The 13,742-nt window shown below is 61.1% G+C and carries 16 protein-coding genes; 8 read left to right on the top strand and 8 right to left on the bottom strand.

The window, feature by feature from the left end; translation table 11 throughout:
* Positions 1-110: 110 nt before the first annotated feature.
* Both P2T68_RS01415 and P2T68_RS01420 read left to right on the top strand, forming a co-directional pair.
* Positions 111-662, top strand: coding sequence for a cytochrome c oxidase assembly protein (locus P2T68_RS01415; protein ID WP_024072610.1), 552 nt, complete (start codon positions 111-113; stop codon positions 660-662).
* A 35-nt stretch (positions 663-697) separates the two neighbouring features.
* On the top strand, positions 698-1,585 hold the full coding sequence (locus tag P2T68_RS01420; RefSeq protein ID WP_024072611.1) for a cytochrome c oxidase subunit 3: 888 nt from the start codon (positions 698-700) through the stop codon (positions 1,583-1,585).
* A 6-nt stretch (positions 1,586-1,591) separates the two neighbouring features.
* Here the strand turns inward: P2T68_RS01420 and P2T68_RS01425 are convergent, their stop codons facing one another.
* Positions 1,592-1,795: a twin transmembrane helix small protein gene (locus P2T68_RS01425; protein ID WP_277378932.1), complete on the bottom strand. Its 204-nt coding sequence runs from the start codon at positions 1,793-1,795 to the stop codon at positions 1,592-1,594.
* A gap of 45 nt (positions 1,796-1,840) precedes the next feature.
* Between P2T68_RS01425 and P2T68_RS01430 the strand changes: the two genes are divergently transcribed.
* From P2T68_RS01430 to P2T68_RS01450, 5 genes are read left to right on the top strand one after another with little or no spacing between them, the layout of a single operon-like run.
* Positions 1,841-2,605 carry an SURF1 family protein gene (locus tag P2T68_RS01430; RefSeq protein ID WP_277378933.1) on the top strand — a complete coding sequence of 255 codons (765 nt, stop codon included), beginning with the start codon at positions 1,841-1,843 and terminating at the stop codon, positions 2,603-2,605.
* Complete coding sequence (locus P2T68_RS01435) at positions 2,571-3,155, top strand: hypothetical protein (RefSeq protein WP_277378934.1); 585 nt, start codon at positions 2,571-2,573, stop codon at positions 3,153-3,155. Before P2T68_RS01430 ends, P2T68_RS01435 begins: the two co-directional genes overlap by 35 nt.
* A gap of 10 nt (positions 3,156-3,165) precedes the next feature.
* On the top strand, positions 3,166-4,245 hold the full coding sequence (locus P2T68_RS01440; protein ID WP_024072614.1) for a COX15/CtaA family protein: 1,080 nt from the start codon (positions 3,166-3,168) through the stop codon (positions 4,243-4,245).
* Positions 4,233-5,132, top strand: a complete 900-nt coding sequence (gene cyoE, locus P2T68_RS01445; protein ID WP_024072615.1) for a heme o synthase — start codon at positions 4,233-4,235, stop codon at positions 5,130-5,132. Before P2T68_RS01440 ends, cyoE begins: the two co-directional genes overlap by 13 nt.
* Entirely contained in the window at positions 5,129-5,764 is a 636-nt protein-coding gene (locus P2T68_RS01450; protein WP_024072616.1) for an SCO family protein, read from the top strand. The genes cyoE and P2T68_RS01450 overlap by 4 nt, the downstream gene beginning before the upstream one ends.
* Before the next feature lie 143 nt (positions 5,765-5,907).
* Here the strand turns inward: P2T68_RS01450 and P2T68_RS01455 are convergent, their stop codons facing one another.
* From P2T68_RS01455 to P2T68_RS01465, 3 genes are read right to left on the bottom strand one after another with little or no spacing between them, the layout of a single operon-like run.
* Positions 5,908-6,678, bottom strand: a complete 771-nt coding sequence (locus tag P2T68_RS01455) for a MetQ/NlpA family ABC transporter substrate-binding protein (protein WP_024072617.1) — start codon at positions 6,676-6,678, stop codon at positions 5,908-5,910.
* A 50-nt stretch (positions 6,679-6,728) separates the two neighbouring features.
* Positions 6,729-7,403 (bottom strand): methionine ABC transporter permease, encoded by a 675-nt coding sequence (locus tag P2T68_RS01460; RefSeq protein WP_193690014.1) that lies wholly within the window; start codon positions 7,401-7,403, stop codon positions 6,729-6,731.
* Positions 7,403-8,410, bottom strand: a complete 1,008-nt coding sequence (locus P2T68_RS01465) for a methionine ABC transporter ATP-binding protein (protein WP_024072619.1) — start codon at positions 8,408-8,410, stop codon at positions 7,403-7,405. The genes P2T68_RS01460 and P2T68_RS01465 overlap by 1 nt, the downstream gene beginning before the upstream one ends.
* A gap of 244 nt (positions 8,411-8,654) precedes the next feature.
* Between P2T68_RS01465 and katE the strand changes: the two genes are divergently transcribed.
* Positions 8,655-10,817, top strand: a complete 2,163-nt coding sequence (katE, locus tag P2T68_RS01470) for a catalase HPII (RefSeq protein ID WP_277378935.1) — start codon at positions 8,655-8,657, stop codon at positions 10,815-10,817.
* 109 nt (positions 10,818-10,926) lie between these two features.
* On the opposite strand, the gene P2T68_RS01475 is transcribed toward katE, so the two are convergent.
* Genes P2T68_RS01475 through P2T68_RS01490 form a run of 4 tightly spaced genes read right to left on the bottom strand, consistent with a single transcriptional unit; the run spans position 10,927 to position 13,732 of the window.
* A complete protein-coding gene (locus P2T68_RS01475) occupies positions 10,927-11,646 on the bottom strand; it encodes a PA5502 family lipoprotein (RefSeq protein WP_277378936.1) in 720 nt (239 codons plus the stop codon).
* 37 nt (positions 11,647-11,683) lie between these two features.
* The gene (gene znuB, locus P2T68_RS01480; protein ID WP_024072622.1) at positions 11,684-12,472 is read right to left on the bottom strand and encodes a zinc ABC transporter permease subunit ZnuB; all 789 of its coding nucleotides are present in this window, start codon (positions 12,470-12,472) and stop codon (positions 11,684-11,686) included.
* A complete protein-coding gene (gene znuC, locus P2T68_RS01485; protein ID WP_102624630.1) occupies positions 12,465-13,250 on the bottom strand; it encodes a zinc ABC transporter ATP-binding protein ZnuC in 786 nt (261 codons plus the stop codon). The genes znuB and znuC overlap by 8 nt, the downstream gene beginning before the upstream one ends.
* Positions 13,250-13,732: a Fur family transcriptional regulator gene (locus tag P2T68_RS01490; RefSeq protein ID WP_102624631.1), complete on the bottom strand. Its 483-nt coding sequence runs from the start codon at positions 13,730-13,732 to the stop codon at positions 13,250-13,252. The genes znuC and P2T68_RS01490 overlap by 1 nt, the downstream gene beginning before the upstream one ends.
* Positions 13,733-13,742 lie beyond the last annotated feature (10 nt).

The following is a 13,742-nucleotide window of genomic DNA, read 5'->3' on the forward strand; positions in this document are numbered from 1 at the left end:
GGGGTTTGCCCCCGATGGCAGTGTGTCAGCTGACATCATCCTTGGTTGTAAAACAGCCATTGGGGGCAAGCCCCCTCCCACATTGACCTCATTCACGCTGGGTGGGCGACATGGCTGACTCCGTACCGCTCAAGCGCCTGGTCACCCGCCTGCTGATCCTGGTGGTGGCGATGTTTGCCTTCGGCTTTGCCCTGGTGCCGATCTACGACGTGATGTGCAAGGCGTTCGGTATCAACGGCAAGACGGCCGGGCAATACGAGGGCGAACAGATTGTCGACCCTGCGCGGCAGGTGCGGGTGCAGTTCCTGTCCACCAATGCCATCGACATGGTCTGGGAGTTCCACTCCAAGGCAGACGAGGTGGTGGTCAATCCCGGTGCTGTGACGGAGATGCTGTTCGTGGCCTACAACCCCACTGACAAACCGATGACGGCCCAGGCGGTGCCGAGTATTTCCCCGGCCGAAGCGGCGATGTACTTCCACAAGACCGAATGTTTTTGCTTCACCCAGCAAGTGCTGCAGCCAGGCCAGCGCATCGAGATGCCAGTACGCTTTATCGTCGATCGCGATATGCCCAAGGATGTGAAGCATTTGACCCTGGCGTACACGCTGTTCGATATCACTGCGCGCCAACCACCGGTGGCTGTCCATAGCGGCGGCTAGCTACTGTTTGCCCGCTTAATCAGGAGAACGAATACATGTCGACTCATGATACGTACTACGTACCGGCGCAAAGCAAATGGCCGATAATTGCCACCCTTGGCATGCTGGTCACCGTGTATGGCCTGGCCGTGTGGTTCAACGATCTGAAGGCCGCCCGCCCGGAATCCCACGGCCCGTGGATCTTTTTCGTCGGTGGTCTGCTGCTGGCCTACATGCTGTTCGGCTGGTTTGGTGCAGTGATCAAGGAAAGCCGTGCCGGGCTGTACAGCGCGCAGATGGATCGCTCGTTTCGTTGGGGCATGACCTGGTTCATCTTTTCCGAGGTGATGTTTTTTATCGCGTTCTTCGGCGCGTTGTTTTATGTGCGGCACATGTCCGGGCCTTGGTTGGGCGGCGAAGGTCATAAGGGCATCGCGCACATGCTGTGGCCGAACTTCGAGTTCACCTGGCCGTTGCTCAATAACCCTGATCCCAAGCTGTATCCCGCGCCCGAGGGCACCATCAGCCCGTGGGGCCTGCCGCTGGTCAACACCATCCTGCTGGTGAGCTCCAGCGTGACCATCACCATTGCCCACCATGCCTTGCGTAAAGGGCACCGTGGCGCGCTGAAGCTCTGGTTGGCGATCACCGTACTGTTGGGGTTGGGATTTCTCGGGTTCCAGGCCGAGGAATACATCCATGCCTATAAAGAGCTGGGCCTGACCCTGGGCTCGGGCGTGTACGGCGCGACCTTCTTCATGCTCACGGGCTTTCACGGTGCCCACGTGACCATCGGCACCATCATTTTGTTTGTGATGCTGATGCGCATCCTGCGCGGGCACTTCAATGCCGAGCATCAGTTCGGTTTCGAGGCGGCCAGTTGGTATTGGCACTTTGTGGATGTGGTGTGGATCGGGCTGTTTTTCTTCGTCTATGTGCTGTGAGGCGACTTACCAAGGCGCGTGAGACACCAGTTGGCCGCTGAAAAAGCCCCAGGCGATCAATGCCACGGTGATCACGGCCAGTATGACACGCACGGTCAAGGCAGTGACGAGGCGGTTGGAGTTGCCCTCGTCCTTGACCAGGAAGAACAAGCCACTGAACAGGCTCACGACGGTCGCGATCAGCATCAGGGCAATGGCGGCTTTGAGCATGGTCTGGTTCCTGGCTTCGGTGGGCATTGAGGGGATGGGCGGGCAATGAAAACAAGTATAGCCAGCGCCATGAAACGCTTTCGTCCAGGTATCGCACCGACCTTGGTGGTGATGATTCTGCTGCCGTTGATGGTGGGCTTGGGTTTCTGGCAACTGTCGCGCGGCCATGAGAAGCAGTTGCTGGTGGACAGCTATGCCGAACGCCGCGTGGCTGAGCCGATCAGCAGTGTGCAGCTCGCTGACATGGCCGACCCGGCCTTTCGCCGCGTGCATCTGCGCGGACAATTCGATGCCGAGCACAGTGTGTTGCTGGATAACCGCATGCGCGACGGGAAGGCCGGTGTCGAGCTACTGCAACCCTTTCATGACCAGGCCAGCGGCCTGTGGCTGTTGCTCAATCGCGGTTGGTTGCCGTGGCCGGATCGGCGCACCCTTCCCGCCTTCACCACACCCGACCAGCCTTTGAATCTCGACGCCTGGGTGTATGTCGCGCCCGGCGAAACATTCCAGTTGCATGCAGACCCCACGACCGCGCAATGGCCGCGTCTGTTGACCGCGCTGCACCCCGCTGCGCTATGGGCTGAGCTCGGACGCAGCGGTTTTGCCTACGAACTGCGCACCGAAGCCGGCCCCGGTACGTACGAAACCACCTGGCCCATCGTTGCGATGGGCCCGGAGAAACACCTGGCCTACGCGGTGCAGTGGTTCGCCATGGCGCTGGCGCTACTGGCGCTTTACCTCTACCTCGGATGGCACACCACAAAGGAGAAGCCCCATGGGAACGGCCATGAATCCACTCAACATGTCTGAGGTGCCTGATCGGCGCAAAGGCCGCTGGCAACTGATGCTGATCCTGCTGATGGTGATCGGCCCGATGGCGCTGGCCACCTTTATGTACAAACTGCAGTTCTGGGTGCCGGACAGTCGCAGCTATCACGGAGAACTGATCGGTAATGGTCAGACCCGCGCCGATATTGGCGTGCAGGCCGATGAACAGCGCTGGCAGTTGCTGGTGACCGCGCCCGCCGCCTGCGCCGCCGATTGCCAGCAACTGGTGTACCTCGCGCGCCAATTGCAGATCGGCCTGGGGCGCGATGCGTCGCGCGCCAGCCATGCCCTGGCCAGTGCACAGCCGGTCGGTGCCGACTATGACGCCAAGTTGAAGGTCGAATACCCGCAATTGCAGCGCTACTCGCTGGATCTCTCGACGTTCACCAAAAACGCCGCCGCACCGGGCGACGCGCAACTGTGGATCGTCGACCCCCACGGCAACCTGGTGCTGCGCTACGACGCCAAGGTCAAGGGCAAGGACTTGCTCAACGACCTGCGCCACCTGTTGAAACTGTCGAACATCGGATAAGGGCATCGTCATGGCCAAACCTGGATTTCGCCTCGCGTTGTTTGCCACCTTGCTGGCACTGATCGTTGTGCTGCTCGGCGCCTATACCCGCCTCACACACGCCGGCCTGGGTTGTCCGGATTGGCCGGGGTGCTACGGCTTTATCAGCGTGCCGCAAAGCGAGGCCCAGTTGGCCCATGCCGAACTGCATTTCCCTGATACGCCGGTGGAGGCGGAAAAGGGCTGGAGCGAGATGGTCCACCGTTACTTTGCTGGCACCCTGGGCGTGCTGATCGTGTTGCTGGCGGCGCGCGCCTGGAGCCATCGGCGTGATCCGGGCCAGCCGGTGAAGTTGCCGCTGTTTTTATTGGCGGTGGTGTTTGCCCAGGCGGCGTTTGGCATGTGGACGGTCACGTTGAAACTCTGGCCGCAAGTCGTGACCGGACATTTGTTGGGCGGCTTCGCAACCTTGAGTCTGTTGTTCCTGCTGACCCTGCGGCTGTCCGGCGTGCTGCCCGCGCTGATCGTGCCCAGGCGCCTGCAATATTGGGCGACCGCGGGGTTGGTGCTGGTCATCGCGCAGATTGCGCTCGGCGGCTGGGTCAGCTCCAACTACGCAGCGGTGGCTTGTATCGACCTGCCCACCTGCCATGGCCAGTGGTGGCCGGCGGCGGACTTTGCCAATGGTTTTCACCTCACCCAGCATATCGGTCCCAATTATCTCGGCGGGCAGCTCGACAGCGACGCGCGCACCGCCATTCACCTGACCCACCGCGTGGGTGCGGTGCTGGTCACTCTGGTTCTGCTGGGCTTGGCCTGGCAGCTGCGCGTCGTCGGCATGACCCGGCTCGCGGGGCTGTTGCTGATCGCTTTGGCGGCGCAAATCAGCCTGGGCCTGAGCAACGTGTATTTCCACCTGCCGCTGCCGGTTGCAGTCGCTCACAATGCTGGCGGCGCAGCATTGTTGCTGACCCTGGTATTGGTCAATTACCACGCCCGCACCAGCCTGGTTCGGGTGCGTCATCAACTGCCGTTCGGCTGGCGCTTCCTTCCGCGCAAGCCGGTATCCGGCCTCACCACCCTTAAAGGAGAGATGCCATGGCGACCTTGATCGGCGCGCGTCACGGCCAGGCAGTCTGGCGCGACTACTTGGAGCTGACCAAACCGAAAGTGGTGGTGCTGATGCTCATCACCTCCCTGGTGGGCATGTTCCTCGCCACCCGTGCTGGGGTGCCGTGGACGGTGCTGGTGTTCGGCAACCTGGGCATTGCCCTGTGTGCCGGCGGCGCGGCGGCGGTCAACCATGTGGTGGATCGGCGGATTGATGCGGTGATGGCCCGCACCCACAAGCGGCCGATGGCGGAAGGGCGCGTGTCGCCTATTGCGGCGTTGGCTTTTGCGTTGTTTCTGGCGGTTGCAGGGCTCGCGCTGTTGCTGGCCTTCACCAACCCGCTGGCGGCCTGGTTGACGCTGGCCTCTCTGCTCGGCTACGCGGTGATCTACACCGGTTTTCTCAAGCGTGCGACCCCGCAGAATATCGTGATTGGCGGTCTGGCCGGCGCCGCTCCGCCGCTGTTGGGATGGGTTGCGGTCACCGGCCATATCAGCGCCGAACCGTTGCTGCTGGTGCTGATCATCTTTGCCTGGACCCCGCCGCATTTCTGGGCCCTGGCCATTCATCGCAAGGAGGAGTATGCCAAGGCCGATATCCCGATGCTGCCGGTTACCCATGGTGAGCACTACACCAAGGTGCATATCCTGCTCTACACCTTCGCGCTGCTGGCGGTGAGCTTGATGCCCTATGTGATCCATATGAGTGGCCTGCTCTACCTGGCGTGCGCGCTGGTTTTGGGCGCACGCTTTCTGCAATGGGCCTGGGTGCTGTACCGTGGCGCTCAGCCGCACGCGGCGATCAACACCTTCAAGTACTCTATCTGGTACTTGTTCCTGCTGTTTATCGCCCTGCTCGTAGATCACTACTTACTGTTGAACCTATGACTCGAACTCAAAAAACTGTCTTCATTCTGGTGGCCATTGTCGCGTTGATCATGGGCCTGACCGTCAACAAGGTGCTCTCGGGCAAGGGCCAGGGTGACCCCACCGCCTTGATCGACGCAGGTATCATCCTGCTGCCGCAAAGCCGCCAGCTGCCGTCGGTGAGCATGACTAACCAGGAAGGCCAGCCGGTGCTGGTCAATGAGTTGAAAGGCAAGTGGAGCCTGCTGTTCTTCGGCTACACCTTCTGCCCGGACATCTGCCCCACCACGCTCGCCCAACTGCGCCAGATCAAGAGCGAGCTGCCCAAGGAGGCTGTGGATAAGTTGCAGGTGATCCTGGTCAGTGTCGACCCGAACCGCGATACACCGACCCAGCTCAAACAGTACTTGGGCTACTTCGACCCGCAGTTCCAGGGCTTGACCGGCGCGAATGTGGACGATGTGCAGAAGGTGTCGAATGCGGTGAGCATTCCGTTCATTCCGGCGGATACCAGCAAGCCCAACTACACCGTCGACCACAGCGGTAACCTCGCGCTGATTGGCCCGGATGGCACCCAGCGTGGCTTTATCCGCGCGCCGCTGAACAACCAGAAGCTGGTGGCGCAGTTGCCGGGGTTGTTGCAGCGCAAGTAACAGGTAATACAAAACACATGTGGGAGGGGGCTTGCCCCGATGGCGGAGTATCAGTCGCTGCATCAGCTGGCTGATCTGCCGCCATCGGGGGCAAGCCCCCTCCCACATTTTTTGATCTTCAGAGTGTTGGAGACCGAGTCGGATCAGAACGCCGGCAGGATTGCGCCTTTGTACTTCTCTTGGATGAACTGCTTCACCTCAGGCGTGTGCAGGGCGGCAACCAGCTTTTTCACGGCGTCCGAATCCTTGTTGTCTTCGCGGGTTACCAGGATGTTCACGTAAGGCGAGTCATTGCCTTCGATCACCAGGGCGTCCTTGGATGGGTCCAGCTTGGCTTCCAGCGCGTAGTTGGTGTTGATCAGCGCCAGGTCGACCTGGGTCAGCACGCGCGGCAGGGTGGCGGCTTCCAGTTCACGGAACTTGAGTTTTTTCGGGTTGCCGGTGATGTCCTTGATGGTCGACAGGATGTTGGTCGGGTCCTTCAGGGTGATCAGGTTGTGCTTGGCCAGCAGCAACAGCGCGCGGCCGCCATTGGTGGCGTCGTTCGGGATCACTACGTTGGCGCCGTCCGGCAGGTCTTCCAGCTTTTTGTACTTGCTCGAGTAAGCACCCAGGGGCTCCAGGTGCACGGCGCCGACGCTCACCAGTTGAGTGCCCTTGGCTTTGTTGAACTCATCAAGGTACGGCTGGTGCTGGAAGAAGTTGGCGTCCAGGCGTTTTTCAGCCACTTGCACGTTCGGCTGCACGTAGTCGGTGAAGACTTTGACTTGCAGGTCCACGCCCTCTTTGGCGAGTGCAGGCTTCACGAATTCGAGGATTTCCGCATGGGGTACCGGCGACGCAGCGACGGTAATTGTCTCGGCGTGGGCGGAAAACGCGGCAACGGCGGCGAAAGCAACCAGTAGTTTTTTCATCCAGCAAGCTCCTTGTTCGGGCATGTGCCGGCGGGGGCCGGCAATGGCCGTTATTTTCGAGAAAAGTGCACCACCAGCTTGTCGCCGACGGTTTGCAGAATTTGCACCAGAACCAACAGCATCACCACGGTGACCACCATCACGTCGGTTTGGAAACGCTGGTAACCGAAGCGGATCGCCAAGTCACCCAGGCCACCGGCGCCGACCACACCGGCCATGGCGGTGTAGGACACCAATGTAATCGCCGTCACCGTGATCGCCGCGAAAATGCCGGGGCGGGCTTCGGGCAGCAGGGCGTTGGTAATGATCTGACGCGTGCTGGCGCCCATGGACTGGGTGGCTTCGATGATGCCGCGGTCGACTTCGCGCAAGGCGGTTTCCACCAGCCGTGCAAAAAATGGCGTTGCCCCGACGACGAGTGGCGGGATAGCGCCGGCCACGCCCAGCGATGTGCCGGTGATCAGTACCGTGAACGGGATCATCACGATCAACAGGATGATGAACGGCAGCGAACGCAGGATGTTCACGATCAGCGACAGCAGCGCGTATACACCTTTTTGTTCGAACAACTGGCGCGGGCTGCACAGGAACAACAGCACGCCCAGTGGCAGGCCGAGAAGCACAGTGAAGAACAGCGAGCCAAATAACATGGTCATGGTGTCGCCGGTGGCGAGCCAGATTTCGGACCAGTCGATATTGGCGAAGAAACTCAACAGGACTTCCATTAGCGCAGGACCTCCATGTGGACGTCTGCGGCGGTGAAGCGCGCGAAGGCCGCTTCCATGTCGCCGCCGGTGACGGCGAGGGTCAGTTGCCCGTAGGGGATGTCTTTGATGCGGTCGATACGCCCGGCGAGGATGCTGTAGTCCACCCCCGTTTCGCGAGCGACGGTACCCAGCAGCGGCGCGTAGGTCGCTTCGCCCTGGAATGTCAGGCGAACGATACGGCCTGGTACGTGGGCGAAGTCATCGCGCTGCTCGCCTTCATCGACCTGCTCGGCTTCCTGCACGAAGCGCTTGGTGGTCGCGTGCTTGGGGTGCAGGAACACATCGGCCACAGAGCCTTGCTCGACGATCACGCCGGCATCCATCACGGCGACCTGGTCGCACACGCGGCGGATCACATCCATTTCATGGGTGATCAGCACGATGGTCAGTTTCAACTCGCGGTTGATCTCGGCCAGCAATTGCAGGACCGAGGCGGTGGTCTGCGGGTCGAGGGCGCTGGTGGCTTCGTCGCACAGCAGAATCTTGGGTTTGGTCGCCAGGGCGCGGGCGATACCGACGCGCTGCTTCTGGCCGCCGGACAGCTGCGCCGGGTATTTCCTGGCATGGTCCGACAGCCCGACACGAGCGAGCAATTCGGCCACGCGCTGGTCGATTTCCCTGCGGGACAATTCGCCGGCCAGGGTCAGCGGCAGTGCCACATTGTCGGCGACGGTCTTGGAGGCCAGCAGATTGAAGTGCTGGAAGATCATCCCGACCTGCTGGCGGAAACGACGCAGGCCGTTGGCGTCCAGGGCCGTGACTTCTTCACCGTCGACATTGATCTGGCCGCCGCTGGGTTCTTCCAGGCGGTTGATCAGGCGCAGCAGGGTGCTTTTACCCGCACCCGAATGGCCGATCAGGCCAAACACCTGGCCGTTCTCTACGCGCAGGCTGGTGGGGTGCAGTGCGGGGATATCCTTACCGGCGACGCGGTAGGTTTTATGGACGTTATGAAACTCGATCACGTAGCGAACCTTGTGGGGCGCATGGAAAAGGGATCAGCGGTTAGCCGGGCGCGCATTTTAGCCTGTCCGTATAGCGTTTCTTAGCATTTATTTCGCATTCATCCAGCGATTTGGCAATAACGCGATCAAAGGTCATAAAAAAGGAACGGTACAAAACTGCGTCAGTCACTACTTAAGCAACGCGATTTCCCAGGTGCCGTGCCTGGGGTTTTGCTCAAACGAGCCGGGGACCGCTCTGGCCACTTTGAATAAGGAGTTTTGTCTGATGAGTACCAAGAAGCCAGCTACCCCGCCGAAGAGTGAACTCGCGGGTACCGATACCCTGGACCGTGGCAACACCAACGCCAAGCTGCAGGCCCTGGAGGCGTTCCGTTCCGACGCGACCGGCCAGGCGCTGCGTACCAACCAAGGCGTAAAGATTTCCGATAACCAGAACACGTTGAAAGTCGGCGCCCGCGGCCCGTCGCTGCTGGAAGACTTCATCATGCGTGAGAAAATCACGCACTTCGATCACGAACGTATCCCGGAGCGCATCGTGCATGCCCGTGGTACGGGCGCCCATGGGTATTTCCAGACCTATGCAAACCATTCAGCGCTGAGTAAGGCTGGCTTCCTGCGGAACCCCGAGCATAAAACCCCGGTGTTCGTGCGCTTTTCTACGGTGCAGGGCCCGCGTGGTTCGGGCGATACCGTGCGCGACGTGCGGGGCTTTGCCGTGAAGTTCTTCACCGACGAAGGCAACTTCGACCTGGTGGGCAACAACATGCCGGTATTTTTCATCCAGGATGCGATCAAGTTTCCTGACTTTGTGCACGCGGTAAAGCCTGAGCCGCACAACGAGATTCCTACCGGCGGCTCGGCGCACGATACGTTTTGGGATTTTGTCTCGCTGCAGCCGGAGTCGGCACACATGGTGCTGTGGGCAATGTCCGACCGTGCCATTCCAAAAAGCCTGCGCGCCATGCAGGGGTTCGGTATTCATACCTTCCGCTTGATCAATACCGAAGGTAAGTCGAGCTTCGTGAAGTTCCACTGGCATCCAAAGGTCGGCACCTGCTCGCTGGTGTGGGACGAGGCGCAAAAGCTTGCCGGTAAAGACACCGACTACCACCGCCGCGACCTGTGGGAAGCCATCGAAAGTGGCGATTACCCTGAGTGGGAGCTGGGTGTACAAATCGTCGCCGAAGAAGACGAGCATAAGTTCGACTTCGACCTGCTGGACCCGACCAAGATCATCCCCGAGGAGCTGGTGCCCATCACCCCGCTGGGCAAGATGGTGCTTAACCGCAACCCGGACAACTTCTTCGCTGAAGTCGAGCAAGTTGCGTTCTGCCCTGGCCATATCGTCCCAGGCATCGACTTCACCAACGACCCGCTGCTGCAAGGCCGTCTGTTTTCCTACACGGATACCCAGATCAGCCGACTGGGAGGGCCGAACTTCCATGAGCTGCCGATCAACCGGCCGGTAGTGCCTTTCCATAATGGTCAGCGCGACGCCCAGCATCGCACGGTGATCGACAAGGGCCGTGCGGCCTACGAGCCGAACTCGATTGACGGCGGCTGGCCCAAAGAAACCCCGGCAGCCGCTCAGGATGGCGGTTTTGAGACCTACTATGAGCGGGTCGACGCGAACAAGGTCCGTGAACGCAGTGAGTCGTTTGGCGATCACTTTTCCCAAGCCACGCTGTTCTTCAACAGCATGAGCCACCATGAGAAAGAGCACATCATCGCGGCCTACAGCTTCGAGTTGGGTAAGGTGGAGCGTGAGTTTATCCGTGCGCGCCAGGTCAACGAGATTCTGGCCAATATCGATCTGGAACTGGCCAAGCGCGTGGCGCAGAACCTCGGTTTACCGGCGCCGACCAAGGGCACGGTACCGCCACGCAAGACGTCATTGAAAGAGTCGCCGGCGCTGAGCCAGGTGAACCTGCTGTCGGGCGATATCAAGACGCGCAAAGTGGCGATCCTTGCCGCTGATGGCGTGGATGGCACAGCGATTGATGCGCTGAAGAAGGCGCTGGAAGCTGAGGGTGCCCATGCCAAGCTGTTGGGGCCGACTTCGGCGCCGGTGAAGACGGCTGATGGCAAGAGCCTGAAGGTGGATGCGTCGATGGAAGGCATGCCGTCCATTGCGTTTGACGCGGTGTTCGTGCCTGGCGGGAAAGACTCGGTGAAAGCCTTGAGCGGTGATGGTGTGGCGTTGCACTTCCTGCTGGAAGCCTACAAGCATCTGAAAGCGATCACGGTGGCCAGTGACGCGAAGCCATTGCTGGATTTGCTCAAGCTTGAGGCGGATGCGGGGTTGATCGTTGGTTCGGATGCGAAAGCGTTCAAGGCGTTTTTTGCCGCGATTGCCCAGCATCGGGTTTGGGATCGTGAGCCGAAGGCCAAGGCGATCCCGGCCTGATTTTTTGGTTGTTTGTTAGATCGTCATCGGGGGCAAGTCGAATCGTCGCACCGTCCCTCCCACATTTGAAATGTATTCCAAATGTGGGAGGGCGCTTGCCCCCGATGCGTCATTCCGCCTTACGCGGAGTCAGCACAACCTGCGCCGAGATGTTTTTCAGAATCTGCCGTTGAATCTTCAGGTCATACCCCGAATCAATCCGCTTCACCCGTTTGGTCAGCAGCGTGGCCAGCCACGGGTAATCCTGGGTGCGTGGCACCTGGAGGCTGACTTCACACTGGTAATTCACGACATCGGTCGCGATGGCGTCCAGTTGATGGCGCAGTTCTTCGATATCGGTGAGGTTCAGCGCTACGGTAGTGCTTTGGGCGGACGGGTCGATGACCTTGGCGACGGGTTTGGTTTCGGCGGCTTTCAGGGCGGCCTCGGCTTTGTCCAGCTCGGCTTTGCGGGCGTGGGTGATGGCGCTGTTTACCCCACCCGTCAGCGCCGGGGCCTTGGGCATCAATGCACGGGCGCGGCTCAGGGCGGTGGCGGCGGCGTTGACATCGCCTTTTTGCAATACGATTTGACTGCGTTGCAGATAGGCTTCGGCCAATTGGCGCTGGTACGCCTCCAGCGCTGGGTCGTTGGGCGACTCGGCCTGCAATGCGGCGAGCTGGTCTTCGGCGGTGGCCAGCTCACTGCTGGCGAGGTTTTGCTCCAGCTTTGCGATGGCCGCAGCGCGCGCGTCAGGCGCCTCGGGGGCGGCGGGCGGTGTGCTTTGACAGGCGCCCAGCAGCAGGGAAAATGCGGCAAGGAGCAGATAACGGGAGGTGAACGGCTTCATTCCTGCGACTCTCTATTTGCGCAAAAAGCGAGCAAGTCTACACCCCTCGACGGGGCAGGACAAAACTCAGCAGAAACAGGGCGGCGGCCGTGACCACAATCGACGGTCCTGCCGGGGTGTCCTTGAACCAGGACAGCGCCAGGCCCCCGCATACCGCAAGCATCCCCAGCAGGCTGGCGCCGAGCGCCATCTGCTCCGGTGAGCGGGCGTGACGCTGGGCGGCGGCTGCGGGGATGATCAGCAGCGATGTGATCAACAATACGCCGACAATCTTCATCGCGACAGCGATCACCACTGCGATCAACAACATCAGCGCCATGCGCAGAGCGGGGACGGGCAAGCCTTCGACGGTGGCCAGCTCCTCATGCACGGTGATCGCCAGCAGTGGCCGCCACAGGCTCACCAGCAGCACCAGCACGGCTGCGCTGCCGCCGAGGATCCAGGCCAGGTCGGTTGGGCTGATTGCCAGCAAGTCACCGAACAGGTAGGCCATCAGGTCGATGCGCACTTCATGCATGAAGCTCAGCACCACCAGGCCCAGGGACAGCGTGCTCGGCGCCAGGATGCCCAGCAGCGTGTCGGAGGCCAGCGGTTGGCGCTGTTGCAGGGTCACGAGCAGTACCGCCAGCAGCAGGCAGCCTGCCGTCACGGCGATGGTTGGGCTGACGTCCAGCAGAAAACCCATGGCTACGCCCAGCAGCGCGGCATGCGACAACGTGTCGCCGAAGTAAGCCATGCGCCGCCAGACCACGAACGAACCCAGGGGGCCCGCCACCAGCGCCAGAGCCAAGCCTGCCAGCAGGGCGTAGAGCAGAAAATCAGCCATGCTTGCAGCTATCTCCATGAACGTGGGTGTGAGGTGTCGCGGGATCGTCGACCACGGCGCCATGCAGGTCATGGGCGTGGTCGTGATGGTGGTGGTAGATCGCCAGGCTCTGTGCGTTCTTGCCGAACAGTTCGACAAACGCCGGATCGCCGCTGACCTGTTCCGGGTGGCCGGAGCAGCACACATGACGGTTGAGGCACACCACCTGGTCAGTGGTACTCATCACCAGGTGCAGGTCGTGGGAAACCATCAGCACACCGCAGCCATGGCGGTCGCGCAGGCGGGTGATCAGGCTGTACAACTCGGCCTGGCCAGCGACGTCGACGCCTTGTACCGGCTCATCGAGCACCAGCAGTTCAGGCTCGCGCAACAGGGCGCGGGCCAGCAAGACGCGCTGCATTTCGCCCCCGGAGATGCTTTGCACCGGGCTGTCGATCACGTGTTCAGCGCCGACCTCCTTGAGCGCCGCCTGCGCGCGGGTGCGGTCCACGCCGGGTACCAGGCGCAGGAAACGCAGCACGGACAATGGCAGCGTTGGGTCCACATGCAGTTTTTGTGGCATATAGCCGACGCGCAGCTTGGGCTTGCGCCACACGCTGCCAGTGTCGGGCTTGAGCAGGCCGAGGACAGCGCGCACCAGGGTAGTCTTGCCGGCGCCATTGGGGCCGATCAGGGTGACGATCTGCCCCGGCTCCACACTCAGTGCGATGTTATCCAGCACGTTTTGCCCGGCGAACGTGACCCCGACCTGCTCCAGGCGGATTAGCGCATTGCTCATCAAGCCCCCTGGCAACCGGAGCAGAGACCGACGACTTCGACGGTTTGCCCTTCCACCTTGAAGCCGACATCGGCGGAACTCTTGATAATGGCGTCGCTGATGCTTTTTTGTTCAAGCTCGATGGCGGCGTGGCACTTGCGGCAGATCAGGAACTGGCCCTGGTGGGCGTGTTCCGGGTGATTGCAGCCGACAAAGGCGTTGAGCGAGGCAATGCGGTGTACCAGGCCGTTGTCCAGCAGGAAGTCCAGTGCGCGATACACCGTGGGCGGCGCGGCGCGGCGCCCGTCCTGCTCGCTGAGCACGCCGAGAATGTCGTAGGCGCCCAGTGGCTTGTGGCTTTGCCACACCAGCTCCAGCACCCGCCGGCGCAAAGCAGTCAGGCGCAAGCCCTTCTGTGCGCACAGGGTATCGGCTTCCGACAGCGCGGTATGCACGCAGTGAGAGTGGTCGTGGGGACGGCTGGCAAGCGGTGTTATAGGCATGAGCGGCGAC

This window comes from Pseudomonas sp. G11 (genome assembly GCF_029457515.1).
GTDB classification, from domain to species: Bacteria; Pseudomonadota; Gammaproteobacteria; order Pseudomonadales; family Pseudomonadaceae; genus Aquipseudomonas; species Aquipseudomonas gorinensis.